The organism is Sphingobacterium sp. xlx-96 (assembly GCF_011007365.1).
Lineage (GTDB): Bacteria > Bacteroidota > Bacteroidia > Sphingobacteriales > Sphingobacteriaceae > Sphingobacterium > Sphingobacterium luzhongxinii.
In genome coordinates this window covers 440,538-458,093 of the sequence record NZ_WFKM01000003.1, presented here as the reverse complement: position 1 = coordinate 458,093, position 17,556 = coordinate 440,538, and the positions used below count along the sequence as shown (strand labels likewise).

The window sequence follows — 17,556 nt, the reverse complement described above, 5'->3', positions numbered from 1 at the left end:
TTGAAAGCTAAAATATTATTTTTAAATAAGGTCAAAGCCAATATCAGTACGAAAGTATTTTCCTTGATAAAAGATCCGGCCAGCATCAGCTGTCGCTTGTTGAAGTGCGGTGAATAAGTCATCTTGTAATGTGGTGACTGCAATAACACGGCCCCCAGAGGTTACGACTTCTCCGTTGACAAGCTTTGTTCCAGCATGAAAGATAATAGATTCTTTTACATTTTCGATATTGCTGATTACCTTGCCGTTTTCATAATCACTGGGATATCCGCCAGAAACTAACATGACTGTTACCGCCGTTTTAGGACTCAACGTGTAAGAGCGGTTTGCCAAATTGCCCTGAGCAACACCTTCTAATAGATCAACTAGATCGGACTCAATACGTGGGAGAACGGATTCAGTCTCCGGGTCGCCCATACGTACGTTATATTCTATAACATAAGGATCGCCACCTACATTCATCAAACCTATAAAAATGAACCCTTTATACGGTATGTTATCAATCTTTAGTCCCTCAACTGTCGGTTTTATAATTCGTTCTTCGACTTTCGTCAGAAACGCCTCGTCGGCAAAAGGTACTGGAGAGATGGATCCCATGCCTCCTGTATTAAGGCCTGTGTCTCCTTCACCGATACGCTTGTAATCTTTTGCAGAAGGTAATACCTTGTAAGAGTCTCCGTCTGTCAATACGAATACAGAAAGCTCTATCCCTTTTAAGAACTCTTCAATTACAACAACAGAGCTGGCCTGTCCAAATTTGGCGTCAGCAAGCATAGCTGTTAGCTCTGTTTTAGCGTCTTCCAGTGTCTCACAGATCAAAACGCCCTTGCCTGCAGCAAGTCCATCTGCTTTTAAAACGATCGGAAGTTTTTGTGTCTCTAAGTAGGCCAACCCCTCTTCCAGATTGGATAATTCGAACGATTTGTAAGCCGCAGTAGGGATATTGTGTCTAAACATAAATTCTTTTGAAAAATCTTTAGATCCTTCAAGCTGAGCACCCAATTTTTGAGGGCCTATGACAGCAATATGTTGTAAGTCTTCTCTTTCTAAAAAGAAATCGTGGATACCTTTTACCAATGGCTCTTCTGGTCCCACAAGTATGAGGTTGATGTCGTTGGCTAGTGCAAATGTTGCTATTCCGTCGAAATCGGTGACTTTAAGATCAATGTTTTGACCGTATTGTCCAGTTCCAGCATTGCCGGGGGCAATATAAAGATTGGTAAGTTTAGGGCTTTGTGCTATTTTATAGGCAAAGGCGGATTCGCGACCGCCAGATCCAACGATTAAGATATTCATGCCACAAACTTAGAGAAATATGCTTTAATTTTTGTTATCTTTCCTTAACAATTTAAAAATCAATTGAGACGACTATGAGATTTCTTCTTATTCCTTTTTTACTGCTGTTCAGTAGTGGCGCTTTATTTTCTCAGGATATTCAAAAGGTTTTAGACGATATGGCTGTGTATAGTGGAAATAATCCGCAAGAAAAGTTATATCTACATCTTGATAAATATGCTTATACCGCTGGAGAGACTGTTTGGTTTAAAGCGTATGCGACAATAGGGCTACAGAATTTGTTTTCTAACCACAGTGGTCTTGCGTATGTGGAATTGATCGATGGGGCAAAAAAGGTGGTCAATTCCATGACGATACCTATTGTTATGGGGCTTGGTATGGGGGATTTTAAGCTAACAGACACTATAACGGAAGGGTCCTATCGTTTACGGGCTTATACAAATTGGATGCGCAATGCTGATGAAAAGTATTTCTATGACCGTACGATTCAAGTGGCCAATGGTCGATCTGATAATATCATAACTACGACCTCTGTCCGAAGTGGGGAGAAAGATAATACCTACCAGATTCAGTTAAGAAGTCTGACGGGAGTTCCTTTGGCTAAAACCCAGGTGCGCTATGAAGTGATATCAGATGGTAAATCTGTGGAACGAAAACGAAGCAATACGGATGAAAATGGTAACTTGACTGTGGAGTTAAGTAAGAAATATACCAATGCTCATATTAAATTGCGCTTTGATAACTTTGAGAAAATACCTGTAAATAAGTTGTTAAAGATGCTGCCTCCGGAGGTGAAGAATGATGTGCAGTTATTTCCAGAAGGAGGAAAGTTGCTGGAAAATAAAATTAACAACATAGCCGTTAAAGCGGTGAATCCGAAAGGACTTGGGATTAAAACTAAAGTGATTTTCAAAGTAGGGGCAGATACGGCTGGTGTTGCGGAGACAAATGATCTTGGAATGGGGGTGACTTATCTTTTTGTTCAGCCCAATAGTGTATTCGATGTGCAAGCAGAATTTGAAGATGGGGCTAAGATGAGTGTACAGATGCCCGAGATTTATAAGACAGGGTATTCGATAGCGGTCAACGTTCAGCATGAAAATAAGGTTTTTGCGCAACTTAATCTTTCTGAAGATCTCGTGAATCAGAAGGATGCCTATTTTGTCGTGCATCATTTGGGAGAGGTCATTTTTGTATCTAAGCAGAAGCTGAGCAAAGACGAACTTGTTTTTTCGGTAGATAAAAAGGTATTGCCTTCGGGCGTATTGACGATTAGTATATTGAATGATCAATTCTTGCCCATTGTAGAACGACCATTTTTTAATTATAATGTTAAAGATGCTTTGCCGGTTGTCGTGAATCTGAATAAGACGAGTTTTACTACCCGAGATAAGGTACAGGTGGATATGATGATCGGCGAGGCGGAGGATTCTGTTCGTTTTGGGGCTTTTTCGGCAGCTGTAGTCGATCTGGCAAAAATTAAGGATAACCCGACATTGGCACCCAATATATTATCTTCGATGTTGTTGAGTGCGGATCTAAAGGGATACATCGAAAACCCGGGATACTATTTTGATGGGGGGAATGAGAGGATGCGAGAAATCGATATGTTGATGTTAACCCAAGGTTGGCGGAATATTGATTGGAGCACATTAGGGAAAGAAATTAAGCCGAAATTTGAAGTTGAAAAATCACAGCGGATAAGCGGATATACTAAAAAACTAGGACGTACCAAGCCGGAAGCTCATGCAAAAGTGCAATTGATATCTACGAAAAATTACATGGATTTTGTGGATACAACATCCAATGAGGACGGGTATTTTGTTTTTGATAATCTTTTGTTTCCTGATAGTATCAAGTTTCTGATCTCGGCAAGAGACCAGAATAAGGGAAAGAACAATATCGATATTGTAATAAATACCCCCGAAAGACCTGCTGTCGGAGATAATCGAAATTGGGCAGATGAGCGTTGGGATGTGAATGCATCGTATGTGGATCAAATTAATTTCTCAAAGCAGTTTTTTGCGGAATTGGAAAGTCGTGGTTTAATGGAAAAAGCGATAGCGATCGAGGAAGTTGTGGTACGCGCTACGAAGAAAAAGAAAGTAGCAGAAAATTCCAGTAATCTCAACGGGCCTGGAAATGCTGATCAGATCATTACGAGTGAGGAGCTCGAAACCTGTCCTACATTGGATATGTGTCTGTCTGGGCGCTTAATGGGGGTGATTTTTAACGGGGGAATTCCTTATAATACTAGGGGTAATGTGCCGATGCAGGTTGTTTTGGATGGAATGTATATCGAAGCGGATCAATTGTCTATGATTAATGTGAGTGATGTGGAGAGTGTGGAGGTGCTTCGGAACGCTAATTATACGTCGATATATGGAGTGAATGGAGGTAATGGGTTGATTATCATTACGTCAAAAACGGGTTTGTCAGCAATGCGTAGCTATGTTCCTAAGGGTATTTTGACGGTGCAGCCTCAGGGATTACATGTTAATAGGACATTTTATAAACCGGTCTATGATGTTGTGGATGGGATGCTGTTGAGTCGGGATCTTCGCACAACTATACATTGGGAGCCCAGTCTTGTCGCGGATAAAGAAGGAAAGGCATCTTTTAACTTTTTTACCTCGGATGGTAAGGGGAAATATCTCATGGTAATCGAAGGGCTTGATCTTACGGGAAGGATTTTGCGTAAGGTTGTGGAACTGGAAGTGAAATAAATATTTTATCTTGTAATATCATTTTAAGCGAGTAACTATGGATTATATACGTACGAAAAAGGAGGATCATATCTTACATGTTTTACTGGACCGTGGTAAATCAAATGCAATGGATCTGAAATTGGTCAATGAGTTGATTGATACGCTGGAGGAGGCTGGACAGGATCCTGCTGTAGAAGGTGTTGTATTGTCCGGTAAGGAAGGATTCTTTTCTTCTGGGCTGGACTTGATCACTCTTTTTGCTTATAACGAGGAGGAGATGCGTGAGTTTTGGAGTAGGTTTATGACTCTTCTTCAACGGTTTGCCTCTTTTTCTAAACCAACTGTGGCAGCAATTACAGGGCACAGTCCTGCTGGCGGATGCGTGATGGCATTGTGTTGTGATTATCGGTTGATGGCGCAGGGTGATTATATTGTTGGACTGAATGAGGTGCCAGTAGGCCTAGTTGTGCCTGAGTCCATATTTACCCTTTATAGTTTTTGGTTGGGTAAAGGTGCGGCTTATCGCAACTTGTTGGAGGGGAAGTTGTTCAAGCCAGAGGAAGCTCTTTCTGTGGGGTTGGTGGATGAAGTTGTGCCCTTTGACCGGATACAGAATGCTGCAATCAGACAGCTAAAGGCGGTAATGCAGTTTGAGAAAAATGCATGGCGTACTACCAAACTAAATTTGAGAGCTGAGCTTATCCGGGCTATGGAGCAGGATCAGAATGCGGCGGTGGAGCAGGTGTTGGAGCAATGGTGGAAGCCGAGTACACGCGAGATTCTGAAAACAATTATTTACAACTTGACACAGAAACGGTCGTAAGAGGGCATGTAACTAAACAAACATATTATGGTACAAGGAGCGTTAAAAGAAGATGCCTTAAGGGGAAAGACCATTTTGGTGACTGGAGGTGGGACTGGCCTTGGTAAGGCTATGGCGACTTACTTTTCCGAATTAGGGGCGGATGTGATTATCTCAAGTCGGAAAATTGAGGTACTGGAGGCTACTGCGCTTGAGATTAACAGTAAAACTGGAAATCCTGTCGTAGCATTGGCCTGTGACATTCGGAATAGTGATGAGGTGGAGCAGCTTATGCAAGAGAGTATAGGTCGATTTGGCAAGGTGGACGTGTTGGTTAATAATGCCGCTGGTAATTTTATATCACCCACAGAGCGACTCTCTGCTAACGCTTTTTCTACGATTATTGATATTGTATTAAAGGGAACAGCAAACTGTACGCTAACCTTTGGGAAGCATTGGATAAAAACTAAGCAGGCTGCGACAGTATTGAATATTGTGACTACCTATGCCTATACGGGATCGGGGTATGTGGTGCCTTCGGCTGTTGCAAAAGGTGGAGTGTTGACAATGACCCGCTCTTTGGCAGTTGAGTGGGGGAAGTATGGTATCCGCCATAATGCCATAGCGCCGGGGCCTTTTCCAACGAAAGGTGCTTGGGATAGGTTGCTACCGGGGGATCTGGCCGCCAAATTTGATTTTAAAAATAGAGTTCCACTAAAAAGAGTGGGAGATCACCAAGAATTAGCTAATTTGGCCGCATTTTTGGTGTCGGACTTTGCTAACTTTATAAATGGGGAAGTGGTTACTATAGATGGAGGAGAATGGTTGCAGGGGGCTGGACAGATGAATGGAATGGAAGCCATCCCTGAAGAGATGTGGGATGTGATCGAAAGTACAATAAAGAAAAACAATAAGTAATATAATGTATAGATTTTTAGGTATTGTGATTTTGCTGTTGGCATTACTGACATCATGTGGACAGCGTCATTCAGAAGAGCGCACAACAAAGGATAGTGTTGAAGTCGTAGCACCTGTTACAGTCGAAGAGAAAAATGATCTTACAGAGGTCGTAACTAGGTTTGTGAGAGCGTATGTAAGCAAGGATAACAATAAGGTTAACAGACTTGTTCATCCTGATCTAGGGATTACAATAATTTATCGTCCTGGAGCGTCCGATACTTTTGTCAAGTTGGACAGTATTGATTTTGCGAAGCCTATGCCGGATTATTTTCCTTACCCAGACTTTAGTAATGATTATACGCTGACTTTTGAGAAATTACCAGAATTTGACTGTGGTACTGAAAAATGGAATAAACTTGGTTTTTTCTGCGATACGACATCGCATCCCAATCAATTGTCTAATATTGTAGCTTTTGAGAAGGAGTTTGATGAGACGATGTTTTCAGAAGAACAGTTGGAAGCAATAGAAGTGGCCGAAGCTGAGAGTTTTCGGGTGATCGTGACGACCGCTACCCCTTTGGTGTTTCACGTTCGGCGCTATAAAGGGATATGGTACGTGACGACGTTGGATCGGGCATATGCAGGTTGTGATGCCTAAGTCTGTGTTTTGGAGCCAGTAGATAGAATAGAAATTTAGAAAATAGAGTATAATGAATTTTGATAAAGAAACGCAAGGACGTATTAATGCTTGGACTTCATCGGAGTATGATCAAGAAACCATAGGGAAGGTCCAGAAATTGATTGACAATAATGAAGAAACAGAGTTGGTCGATTCGTTTTATAAAGAGTTGGAGTTTGGTACGGGAGGATTGCGCGGTATAATGGGTGTGGGCTCAAACCGGATAAATAAATATACTATAGGTAAGGCAACCCAGGGGTTGGCAAATTATCTTAAGCAGCAGTTTCCGAATCAGCAGATTAAGGTGGCTGTGTCTTACGATAGTAGGAATAACTCCCAGTCTTTGGGGCACTTGGTTGCTGATGTTTTTTCAGCTAACGACATTCATGTCTTCCTATTTGACGAATTGCGACCGACACCGATGCTGTCCTATGCTGTGCGTCATTATGCCTGTCAAGGTGGCGTGATGTTGACGGCCTCGCACAATCCGAAAGAATATAATGGTTATAAAGCGTACTGGAATGATGGAGGGCAGCTCGTAGCGCCTCATGATAAGAATGTGATCGCTGAGGTGAACGCTATACAGTCGGTTTCTGAGATCAAGTTTGACCGAAATAGTGCGAACGTAACGCTGGTGACATCGGATTTTGATACGCTTTATATTGCTGCAAATACCCGTCTAAGTATACACCCAGAAGCTGTTCGTAACAATACGGACTTAAAAATCGTGTACTCTCCGATTCACGGTACGGGTATCACTGTTGTGCCAGCGATGTTAAATGCTTGGGGGTTCGAAAATGTGTCTGTGGTAGAGGAGCAAAAGGATCCCGATGGCAATTTCCCAACGGTGGTCTATCCTAATCCGGAGGAAGAGGATGCAATGTCTATGGCGATGCGAAAAGGGCAAGAATTAGATGCGGATGTCGTTATGGCGACAGATCCTGATGCGGATCGCGTAGGGGTCGCAGTTAAAAATACGGAAGGACAGTTTCAGCTGTTGAATGGCAATCAAATCGGAAGCCTTTTGGCGTATTATGTGTTGTCATCGAAAAAGGATAAGAAGGAACTTCAAGCGAATGATTATGTGGTCAAGACTATCGTGACTACAAATCTGATAAGTGATATCAGTGCTAGCTTCGGTGTTAAATGTTATGAAACATTGACTGGATTTAAGTTTATTGGGGAAAAGATGACCCAACTTTTAGGAAAAGAGAACTATCTCGTGGGTGGTGAAGAGAGTTATGGTTTTCTGGTCGGCGATCTGGTACGGGATAAGGATGCGGTCAACTCCTGTGCCTTTATTGCTGAGATGACAGCTTATTTCAAAGAGCAGGGTAAGACTTTGTTTGAGGTTTTATTGGATCTTTATGTAGAATATGGTTTTTATCAAGAGAAGCTTATTTCGTTGACCAAGAAAGGTAAAGCTGGTGCCGAAGAGATTCAAAACATGATGGTGAGCCTTCGGCGTAACGCGCCGAAATCTTTAGGCGGAGTGGCAGTAAAAGAGATACGGGATTACGAACGCCTGCAGGCGGAAGATATTTCTACAGGTCGTATGGATAAAATTGATTTGCCGAAATCTGATGTACTGCAGTTTATTACGGTGGATGGAGATGTTATATCCGCTAGGCCTTCTGGTACAGAACCTAAGATTAAGTTTTATTGTTCGGTTAAAGAGCGTCTGTTGGATAAGTCTTCTTTTAAGATCGTCGCAGAACGTCTTGAGGAGAAAGTAGCGCGTATTATGGCGGATATTGTAAAGGGGTAGTATGGAGAATTGGAAGTTATTGGATTCTCGGTATATTATTCAGCGACCCTGGGCAACTCTTCGCGTCGATAAGTTGGAGTTGCCCAATGGCACAATAAAGGACGAATATTATGTGCTGGAATATCCTACCTGGGTGAATGTGGTTGGTCTGACAGCGCATGGAACACTGCTGTTTGTCAAGCAATACAGGCATGGAGCACAGGAAATAATGGTTGAATTGCCAGCGGGTGTAGTGGAGGATGGTGAAGATCCTGTAGACGCGGCAAGAAGGGAGATGTTGGAAGAAACGGGGTATGCCTTTGATAGTATCGAATATGTGTGCGAACTGTATGCTAATCCGGCTACGAGCGGCAACCTGACCTATACTTATCTCTTACAGGGAGGGAGGAAGATTCAGGACCAAGAATTAGATGCTTCGGAAGATATTGAAGTCGTTGAGCTATCTATTGAAGAAGCTAAGGAGTTTCTCTTTGCGAATAAAGTGGGGCAGGCGTTGCACAGCGCTGCCTTATTCTATGCCTTAAGGAGATTAAACTTGCTTTAAGGAGGTGTTTTTCTGTTCGGTATGATTTGGTCAACGGTTTTTATGCGGACGGAAGAACTGTTTTCCGAATAATTTGTTGTATTTTCTTAACTTTGCCAAATGGCAAGAGAGATATTCGAAACAAAGCGAAAGGCGTTAAAAATAAATCTAGATGCGGCAATCTACGGTACGTTTGCCGAGATTGGCGCGGGGCAGGAGGTAGCTCGTAATTTTTTCGAGGCGGGAGCAGCTTCCGGTACAATAGCAAAAACCATGTCTGCTTATGATATGGCTTTTAGTGATGCGATTTATGGTGTGGAGGAGTCGGGAAGGTATGTGAGTCGTGCCCGCCTTACGAAGATGTTGTCGCATGAGTTCAATCTGTTGACCGAACGTCTGCATATGGAAAAATACGACAATAAGCGTTTCTTTGCTTTTGCTGATACGGTCACAACACTGAATTTTACAAAGACAAATGATCCACATGGTTGGTTGGGAATCCGGTTTCAAAGTGAAGTAGACGGGCCTACCAATGATATTATCATTCATGTTCGTTTGTTAGATAGCGATAACCGGCTGCAATCGAAAGTGCTAGGTATATTGGGTGTCAATCTTGTATTTGCTGCATACTACTATTCACAGGATCCACAGGTCATGATCGAGTCGCTGGTCGACAATCTTTCGGTTGGTTCGGTAGAGATAGATTTGGTCAAGGTGAGTGGTCCAGTTTTCGAGAATGCGAACGAGCGTCTCTTGAACTTGTATCTTATTGCTAAGGGTTTTGCCAACGCGGCGATCTTTAGACCGGATGGTAGGGCAGCCCAAATCAAAGATTTCCTATACAAAAAAGATATTATTGTCTTGCGGACAAAGTACAGACAAAAGTCTTTACCTAACTTTGATCTGTTTAATCTTGCTGTCGAACAATTTAAAAAGAATACGTTGGCAGACCCTGAAAATACGGTGGTGTTGATCGAGGTGTTGATGGGGAATGTGCTGGACGAAGATCTCGACCTGACGGGAGAAGACCTGCAGTATTTTGCGCAACGTGCTGAAGAACTCTGTTCCACAGGAAACAACATTATGGTCTCGAATTTCAGACGGAACAATCACCTTGCAGAGTTTGTAAAGACATTTAAACCTCGTAATGTAGGTATCGCTACTAACGTTTCAAATTTGCGTAATATCTTTAACTCGGATAATTATAACAAAGAAAACTATACAAACGAGCTGCTCTCGTATATTTCTGGGATGTTCAGTAAGAATGTAAAGCTGTATGCCTATCCTTACCTTAATAAAAAGGAGAATAAGATTATAACGACAAAAAATCTTAAGGTGTCTGACGAAGCAAAGCCGCTATATGATTTTCTGATCCAAAATCACTATATCATCGATATTGAAAATTACGATGAGAAGTACGTGAAAACTGTGTAATTGTCAAATATTCGCTATAATTCTGGTTTGGCATTTGCCTTTTTGTAAAAAGGTGTAACTTGTGTGTTCGAAAGATAACATTTTCTAGTAAATGAAGGCAACCTATATCGAATACAAAGACACGAACAGCTTTTCGAAGACACTGCTGGCGTATTTAGCAGGCGAAGACAATCTGGATTCATTTTACGGCAATAAGCCCACAATGGACGGATTTGCGGCGCAGATTCGTTTAAAGGAATCCTTTGCTCATAGAGCAGTCTTGGTGGAGTCACTTCGGTCTTCATATGTTGGGTTGTTGGAAGATGCCATCGAGGTGGAGCAGAATATTAAGCTGCTTGCCGACAAGAATACCTATACGGTCACGACAGGGCATCAATTGAATATCTTTACAGGACCGCTTTATTTTATTTTTAAGATCGCTACAGCAATCCGTCTAGCGAAAGATTTAAAGGAAAAATTTCCGGGAAATAATTTTGTGCCTGTTTACTGGATGGCGACAGAGGACCATGATTTTGACGAGATCAATAATACACGGGTATACGGCAAAAAGATTGTATGGGATGTTCCAAAGGTGTCCGGTACAGGGCGTATGGATACGGGTTCGATGGGCGAAGTGGTGCGGCAGTACTGTGGGATGTTGGGGCTCTCGGAAAACTCAACGCAGTTGACCGCTATTGTCGAAGAAGCTTATTTGAGAGGGAGAAGCCTTGCTGATGCGACGCGTGTATTGGTACATGAGCTTTTTAAGTCTTACGGACTTGTTATTGTTGATGCCGATAGGCGGGAGTTGAAAAAGCTGTACGCACCAGTTATTGAAGAAGATGTTCTGCACGAAAGGAGCTTTGCCGCAATTTCCAAAACCTCTGCCCAACTTGAAGAAAAGGGATATACTGCACAGGTATATGCTAGACCCTGTAATTTTTTCTACCTGACAGATGAGTTTAGAGAGCGGATAGAGAAGAATGCTGATGGTAATTATGAAGTGTTACATCAGGGACTGCTCTTCACTCCGGAAGAGTTGAGCCGTGAAATCGAACAATATCCGGAACGCTTCAGTCCTAATGTGGTGATGAGACCTCTGTATCAAGAGGTAATATTGCCCAATCTCGCTTATATCGGTGGTGGGGCAGAGATTGTGTACTGGCTCCAGCTTAAAGCAAATTTTGACCAGTATCATGTTCCTTTTCCTGTCCTAATACCTCGTAACTCGGCATTGATAACCGAAGATAATATCGTAGGCAAAATATATCGATTGGACCTGACCTTCAAATCTGTCTTTAAGTCTACCTTGGCTTTGCAAAACGAATACGTGAGACGGCATACGACACATCGACTACACCTCAAAGATGAGTGGATGGAGCTGAATGCTATTTTTGGAAAGATAAAACTACGTACGCATAAGATAGACCCGAGTTTGGGACCTAGTACCGATGCTGTGAAAGCACGTCTTAAAAAGGCAATTAACAATCTGGAGAAGAAGTTGCTTAAGGCGGACAAACGTAACCATCAGGATGCCGTATTACAGATCGAACGGATCAAGGAGAAATTGTTTCCGGGCGGAGGATTGCAGGAACGTACGGAAAATTTTGCCGTACTCTATGTCAAATACGGTGATGACCTTATCGCAGAACTGGTAAAACATTTTGATCCCTTAGCCTTCAAGTTTACGATTTTATATTAGTCATAAAGTTCATAGATCGAAGATGTAGTGTACGGTGTGAAACTTTGGCTTTATGAACGGTTTTGCTAGTTTGCATGTTTTATTTGTATGAAAACTCCCTTTTATTTGTTTTTTGCATAATATATTGTGCAATCGATTGATGTTATTATAAAAGTTTCTGCTGATAGGTCCCCTCCAAAAAAGTCTTATAAATTGCGTATCTTTGCACATCGAAAAACAAACCGTTTATGATGAATAAATAAATTGTTTGTCAAAGAGTTAATTACATATAGTCCTTGCAATTGTAAAGCAAATGAGTAACGTATATTACCAAGAAAAATTCCAGGACCGTCATAATGGTCCTCGTGCCGCACAAGTAGAAGAAATGTTGGGTTTCTTAGGTGTAGGTTCGCTAGATGAGTTGATTGAACAAACCGTTCCGGCTCAAATCCGTGCAAAAAAAGCATTAAATCTTCCAGACGCTTTAGGTGAGGTGGCCTACTTGGAGAAAGTAGCGCAAATTGCTGAAAAGAACAAGGTGTTCAAATCGTACATTGGTCAAGGATACTTTGACGTTATCCTTCCAGGTGTGATCCAACGTAATGTTTTCGAAAATCCAGGATGGTATACACAGTATACGCCTTATCAGGCAGAGATTGCGCAAGGACGTTTACAGGCTCTTCTTAATTTCCAGACTGTTGTCTGCGACTTTACAGGGCTAGAGATTGCGAATGCTTCTTTATTGGATGAGGCTACGGCTGCTGCGGAAGGTATGTTCATGTTGTACAGTGCACGTAAGAACAAAGATGCCAATGCATTTTTGGTGTCACCAAATGTATACCCTCAGACGTTGGATGTATTGCGTACGCGTGCGGTACCATTTGGTGTTGAAATCCGCGTTGCTGATATCAATGAAGCAAATCTTGCGGATGATGTGTTTGCTGCATTTATCCAATATCCTGCGGCAGATGGGACAGTAGCAGATTATAAAAACTTCACAGCAGCAGCACATGCTAAGAATATTACAGTCTGTGTTGCAGCAGATCTGATGTCTTTGGCGTTATTGACGCCTCCGGGCGAATGGGGTGCTGATGTTGTTGTAGGTAACTCGCAGCGTTTTGGTGTGCCTATGGGCTTCGGTGGCCCGCATGCTGCTTTCTTCGCGACGAAAGATGCGTATAAGCGGAATATCCCTGGCCGTATTATTGGTGTTACCTCAGATTCAAACGGTGGGTATGCGCTTCGTATGGCTTTACAGACGCGTGAGCAACATATACGTCGTGATAAAGCATCTTCTAACATCTGTACTGCACAGGCATTATTGGCTATTATGGCCTCTTTCTATGCGGTGTATCATGGACCAGAAGGAATCAAAAACATTGCGTCTCGTATCAATGATCTGACAAAATTGGCCGACAAAGCTATTCAATCATTGGGGTATGAGCAGTTGAATAAGACCTATTTTGATACCTTACGTTTCAACGTGGGTAAAGAAGTTGACGGCTTGAAGTCTGAAGCTTTAAACCACGAGCTGAACTTCTATTACAATGAAGGTATTGTGGGTATCTCCATCGATGAGACAACTACATTTGCTGATATACAAACATTAGTTAAGGTCTTTGCCAAAGTTAAAGGAAAGCACCAAAGTGATGTAGATTTAGAAAGTCTGGTAAATAACTTGACGAGTTCTATCCCCTCTGAATTAGAGCGTGTTTCTAGCTATCTGACACATCCTATCTTCAACAGTTACCGTTCGGAGCACGAGATGCTACGTTATATCAAATCGTTGGAAGCAAAAGATCTGTCTCTTTGTCACTCTATGATTCCATTGGGATCGTGTACGATGAAGTTGAATGCGACTACAGAGATGGTTCCGGTTACTTGGGCACGTTTCGGAGGATTGCATCCATTTGCACCAGCAGATCAGACTTCAGGCTATATGCAGTTGATCAACGAGTTAAACGACTGGTTGAGCGAGATCACAGGATTTGCTAAGATGTCTTTCCAACCGAATTCCGGAGCTCAGGGTGAGTATGCAGGGCTAATGGTGATCGATGCTTATCAAAAAAGTAGAGGTGAAGGACACCGTAACATCTGTTTGATCCCTGCTTCTGCACACGGAACAAATCCAGCTTCGGCTTCGATGGCAGGATTGAAAGTTGTCGTGGTAAAAACGGATGAGCGAGGAAATATTGATGTGGCTGATTTGAGAGCGAAAGCCGAAGAGCATGCTGCTAATTTAAATTCTTTGATGGTTACTTATCCATCTACACATGGTGTATTTGAAGAAACTATTATCGAAATCTGTAACATTATTCATGAGAATGGTGGTCAGGTATATATGGATGGAGCAAACATGAATGCTCAGGTCGGTCTTACGAGTCCAGGCTTGATCGGTGCCGATGTTTGTCACCTAAATCTACATAAAACTTTCTGTATTCCTCACGGTGGTGGTGGTCCAGGTATGGGACCTATCGGTGTGGCAGCGCACTTGGTGCCATTCTTGCCAAATCATGAAGTTGTTGAAGTATCTGGCGAGCAAGGTATATCTGCTGTTTCGGCAGCGCCTTTTGGTTCTGCTTCTATTCTTTTGATCTCCCATGGCTACATTGCGATGATGGGTAGCGAAGGGTTGACTACAGCTACCAAAACTGCCATCTTAAATGCAAACTATATTAAGGCGCGCTTAGAAGGACATTATCCTGTGTTATACGCAGGTGCCAATGGGCGCTGTGCACATGAGATGATCTTGGATTGTCGTGGATTCAAAAATGTAGGTATTGAAGTAGCAGATATTGCAAAACGTCTAATGGATTATGGTTTCCACGCACCTACAGTATCGTTCCCGGTAGCGGGTACATTGATGGTCGAGCCTACGGAGTCGGAGTCTAAGCCTGAGTTAGATCGTTTCTGTGATGCCTTGATTACTATCCGTCAAGAGATTGCAGCAGTAGAGGCCGGAGAAGTTGATCAAACGGATAATGTGTTGAAGAATGCACCGCATACTGCAGCTGTTGTTATCGATGACGAATGGAATAGATCTTATTCTCGTCAGGTGGCGGCTTATCCACTTCCTTATCTAAAAGTAAATAAATTCTGGCCTTCTGTAGGCCGAGTAAATGATTCGCAGGGTGATAGAACGCTTATCTGTTCTTGTCCTTCGATCGAAGAATACGCAGAAGCATAGTAACGGATTCTGTAGATATTTTAAAGGCTGCACCATTTTGGTGCAGCCTTTTTTTTGGTCGTCCTCCAGTTTTTTACTGTATATAGTTAGTTAGATAACTAGAGTTTTGTTGGATATTTTTTCTTTTCTGTGGCTATAGTTCTACAGGAAAATAGGGTGTTTAATAAGGGAGATATGTGTTTCGGAGACAAGTAGTCTTTCGTCTACAAAACAAAAGGTTTTCCCGTTTGAATGATGGTAACTATCTGTTATCTAGAGGTACTTTTGCCTGCGAGATAAATAGTTCGCTATAGATTGAACTAGACTCTCCATACAAACTTCTAGATTAAGGAATTTATGAATATTAAAAACTTTGCATTAACCGGGCTTTTATTGTCATCAGTTGTTATTGCTAATGCACAACAGAAACTTTCTGATGGTACAGGTGATAATGGGTTGACCGTTAACCAAAATGCTATCTTAGAACTTGCTAGTAAAAATAAGGGATTGCTTCATACGAGAGTGACTTTGGAGGCTACGACCAAAGCCTATCCAATGAGTGCACACGTTGCCGGCCTTATGGTATATAATACAGAGACGCGCAATGATGTGATACCGGGTATTTATTACAACGATGGTACTAAGTGGGTTTTGGCCTCAGGTGGTAAAGCGACGAGTATTTCATACAATCCTACGACTTACGAAATTTCTTTTGTGGATGTGAACGGTAATCCTGTAACGATCGATTTTAAGCAGGTCGTTAAGGTTAACGAGACGGTGACGATGCTGACACCTTTAGGCCAAGGAAAATATGAGTATATATCAGAAAATGGTACAAAAACAACAATTAATGTACCTTCTGATGTTATTCAGAACTTTGAGACTATTGTTAAAGAAGAGAATGTTAACAATGCAATCACGAACTTGATCAAGAATGTTGGCGGCAACGTATATTATGATGGTGCGAAGTTTACTTATGTGACTAATACAGGGGAGACGAAAGAGATCACGATCAAGGAAATCATTAAAGGAAATGAGACGATAACTACTTTGGTTGATAACAAAGATGGAACGATAACCTATAATAATGAGGAAGGTGAACCAGTAACTATTGATCTGAAAACTGGTCCTGCGGGCTTGAATGGCAAATCAGCTTACGAAGTTGCTTTGGAGAATGGCTTTGTAGGTACAGAAGCAGAGTGGTTATTGAGTTTAGTTGGTGCTACAGGTGCTGATGGTAAATCCGCATTAGAGGTTTGGCAATCATTACCGGGAAATGATGGTAAAGACGGAGCAGATTTTATAGCCGCTATTACAGGTAAAGACGGTATCGATGGAGTTACTCCGGAGATCGGAAGCAATGGTAATTGGTTTGTCGGAACTAAAGATACGGGTATTGCAGCTCAGGGCCCCAAAGGAGATACTGGTAAATCCGCATTAGAGGTTTGGCAAGGTTTACCGGGAAATGACGGTAAAGACGGTGCTGATTTCATTGCAGCTATTACAGGACAAGACGGGACAAACGGAGTTGATGGCAAATCAGCTTACGAAGTTGCTTTGGAGAATGGCTTTGTAGGTACAAAAGTAGAGTGGTTATTGAGTTTAGTTGGCGCTACAGGTGCTGATGGTAAATCAGCTTACGAAGTTTGGAAAGGGGAGCCAGGTAACGACGGTAAAACAATCGTTGAATACTTAGAGTCCCTTAAAGGATCGAAAGGCGAAAAGGGAGATCAAGGTATCCAAGGTCCACATGGCGTAGTTGATGCAAAAAATTTAACAGCAGCAGACGGAGATAACGCAACTATTGAGGTTTTGTCTGGAACAGGTGCTACATTGGTTGATGCAAGTTTACGTGTAAAAAATGAATCGATTACCTCTGCTAAGATTAAAGATGGAGAAGTAAAAACAACAGATCTAGCAGAGAAGGCTGTTACTGTTGGAAAAATAAACCCAGGTAGCGATAAACAGATTTTAATCACTACAGGTACGGGAGCGACAGCTACGACACAATGGGTAGACCAATCGACGCTAGCCGATAATACAACTGCCGATAATGGCTTGACCAAAACGAATAATAATATCCAGTTGGGAGGTGATTTGATTATAGATACTGAAATTACTCAAGATGGTAAAAAATTGGAGATTGTAACTGGTGGGAGTCCATTTGTCGTATCTGGTTTAGACAAGAAAAAAGTACAAGCTACAGATGCTACGAATGGTATTACGCAACATTTATTGGCTGTAGGAAGTGATAATGTAGTTAAAGCTTTAAAAGCTGCTATGCCTAAGTTCTTCTATATGCCGTCTATTATAATCCCTACACATAGTTCTCAAGTACAAGATCCGGCAAAATTTGGAACAATCGACTTGTATGCTCTTTATGAAAAGCAGTTTGGTACTCCGATGCGCTCCTCTAAAAGCGGCGGAAAACTGCCCGTATTACCCAAAGATCAGTTAGACTATTACATCGCTTGGTTTGATGAGGCTGTGTTTAATACTGTTGATGTTACTGCGGAAGGAGTAATGAACTACACGATAAAGTCTGGAGCAGACGTGAGTATAGGTTCCTTTATGAATATTGTGTTCGCAGTAAAAGAAGATCCAGCTAACTAGTAATTTA

11 protein-coding genes are annotated in these 17,556 nt (G+C 42.0%); 10 read left to right on the top strand and 1 reads right to left on the bottom strand.

Going from position 1 to position 17,556, the window contains the following annotated elements:
* Positions 1–21: 21 nt before the first annotated feature.
* Positions 22–1,296: a phosphoribosylamine--glycine ligase gene (purD, locus tag G7B20_RS07675; RefSeq protein ID WP_164109892.1), complete on the bottom strand. Its 1,275-nt coding sequence runs from the start codon at positions 1,294–1,296 to the stop codon at positions 22–24.
* 74 nt (positions 1,297–1,370) lie between these two features.
* On the opposite strand from purD, the gene G7B20_RS07670 reads away from it, so the two are divergent.
* The 10 genes from G7B20_RS07670 to G7B20_RS07625 all read left to right on the top strand — a co-directional run bounded on the left by G7B20_RS07670 (position 1,371) and on the right by G7B20_RS07625 (position 17,549).
* On the top strand, positions 1,371–4,022 hold the full coding sequence (locus G7B20_RS07670; RefSeq protein WP_240452832.1) for a TonB-dependent receptor plug domain-containing protein: 2,652 nt from the start codon (positions 1,371–1,373) through the stop codon (positions 4,020–4,022).
* A 37-nt stretch (positions 4,023–4,059) separates the two neighbouring features.
* Positions 4,060–4,827 carry an enoyl-CoA hydratase/isomerase family protein gene (locus tag G7B20_RS07665; protein ID WP_164109889.1) on the top strand — a complete coding sequence of 256 codons (768 nt, stop codon included), beginning with the start codon at positions 4,060–4,062 and terminating at the stop codon, positions 4,825–4,827.
* A gap of 27 nt (positions 4,828–4,854) precedes the next feature.
* Complete coding sequence (locus tag G7B20_RS07660; protein ID WP_164109887.1) at positions 4,855–5,724, top strand: SDR family oxidoreductase; 870 nt, start codon at positions 4,855–4,857, stop codon at positions 5,722–5,724.
* Positions 5,725–5,728: 4 nt separating this feature from the next.
* Complete coding sequence (locus G7B20_RS07655) at positions 5,729–6,364, top strand: hypothetical protein (protein WP_164109885.1); 636 nt, start codon at positions 5,729–5,731, stop codon at positions 6,362–6,364.
* Between the two features lie 52 nt (positions 6,365–6,416).
* Entirely contained in the window at positions 6,417–8,153 is a 1,737-nt protein-coding gene (locus tag G7B20_RS07650; RefSeq protein WP_164109882.1) for a phospho-sugar mutase, read from the top strand.
* A 1-nt stretch (position 8,154) separates the two neighbouring features.
* Positions 8,155–8,697 carry an NUDIX hydrolase gene (locus G7B20_RS07645; RefSeq protein WP_164109880.1) on the top strand — a complete coding sequence of 181 codons (543 nt, stop codon included), beginning with the start codon at positions 8,155–8,157 and terminating at the stop codon, positions 8,695–8,697.
* Positions 8,698–8,796: 99 nt separating this feature from the next.
* The gene (locus G7B20_RS07640; protein ID WP_164109879.1) at positions 8,797–10,110 is read left to right on the top strand and encodes a nicotinamide mononucleotide adenylyltransferase; all 1,314 of its coding nucleotides are present in this window, start codon (positions 8,797–8,799) and stop codon (positions 10,108–10,110) included.
* Between the two features lie 91 nt (positions 10,111–10,201).
* Complete coding sequence (gene bshC / locus G7B20_RS07635) at positions 10,202–11,791, top strand: bacillithiol biosynthesis cysteine-adding enzyme BshC (protein WP_164109877.1); 1,590 nt, start codon at positions 10,202–10,204, stop codon at positions 11,789–11,791.
* Between the two features lie 292 nt (positions 11,792–12,083).
* Positions 12,084–14,957 carry an aminomethyl-transferring glycine dehydrogenase gene (gene gcvP / locus G7B20_RS07630; protein WP_164109875.1) on the top strand — a complete coding sequence of 958 codons (2,874 nt, stop codon included), beginning with the start codon at positions 12,084–12,086 and terminating at the stop codon, positions 14,955–14,957.
* Between the two features lie 336 nt (positions 14,958–15,293).
* On the top strand, positions 15,294–17,549 hold the full coding sequence (locus G7B20_RS07625) for a hypothetical protein (RefSeq protein ID WP_164109873.1): 2,256 nt from the start codon (positions 15,294–15,296) through the stop codon (positions 17,547–17,549).
* Positions 17,550–17,556: the final 7 nt, after the last annotated feature.

Bases quoted from the DNA above. Each gene is read 5' to 3' on its own strand.
- G7B20_RS07650 (WP_164109882.1), top strand. From the start codon at position 6,417: ATGAATTTTGATAAAGAAACGCAAGGACGTATTAATGCTTGGACTTCA.
- G7B20_RS07660 (WP_164109887.1), top strand. From the start codon at position 4,855: ATGGTACAAGGAGCGTTAAAAGAAGATGCCTTAAGGGGAAAGACCATT.
- gcvP (WP_164109875.1), top strand. From the start codon at position 12,084: ATGAGTAACGTATATTACCAAGAAAAATTCCAGGACCGTCATAATGGT.
- G7B20_RS07655 (WP_164109885.1), top strand. From the start codon at position 5,729: ATGTATAGATTTTTAGGTATTGTGATTTTGCTGTTGGCATTACTGACA.
- G7B20_RS07640 (WP_164109879.1), top strand. From the start codon at position 8,797: ATGGCAAGAGAGATATTCGAAACAAAGCGAAAGGCGTTAAAAATAAAT.
- G7B20_RS07665 (WP_164109889.1), top strand. From the start codon at position 4,060: ATGGATTATATACGTACGAAAAAGGAGGATCATATCTTACATGTTTTA.
- G7B20_RS07645 (WP_164109880.1), top strand. From the start codon at position 8,155: ATGGAGAATTGGAAGTTATTGGATTCTCGGTATATTATTCAGCGACCC.
- purD (WP_164109892.1), bottom strand. From the start codon at position 1,296: ATGAATATCTTAATCGTTGGATCTGGCGGTCGCGAATCCGCCTTTGCC.
- G7B20_RS07670 (WP_240452832.1), top strand. From the start codon at position 1,371: ATGAGATTTCTTCTTATTCCTTTTTTACTGCTGTTCAGTAGTGGCGCT.
- G7B20_RS07625 (WP_164109873.1), top strand. From the start codon at position 15,294: ATGAATATTAAAAACTTTGCATTAACCGGGCTTTTATTGTCATCAGTT.
- bshC (WP_164109877.1), top strand. From the start codon at position 10,202: ATGAAGGCAACCTATATCGAATACAAAGACACGAACAGCTTTTCGAAG.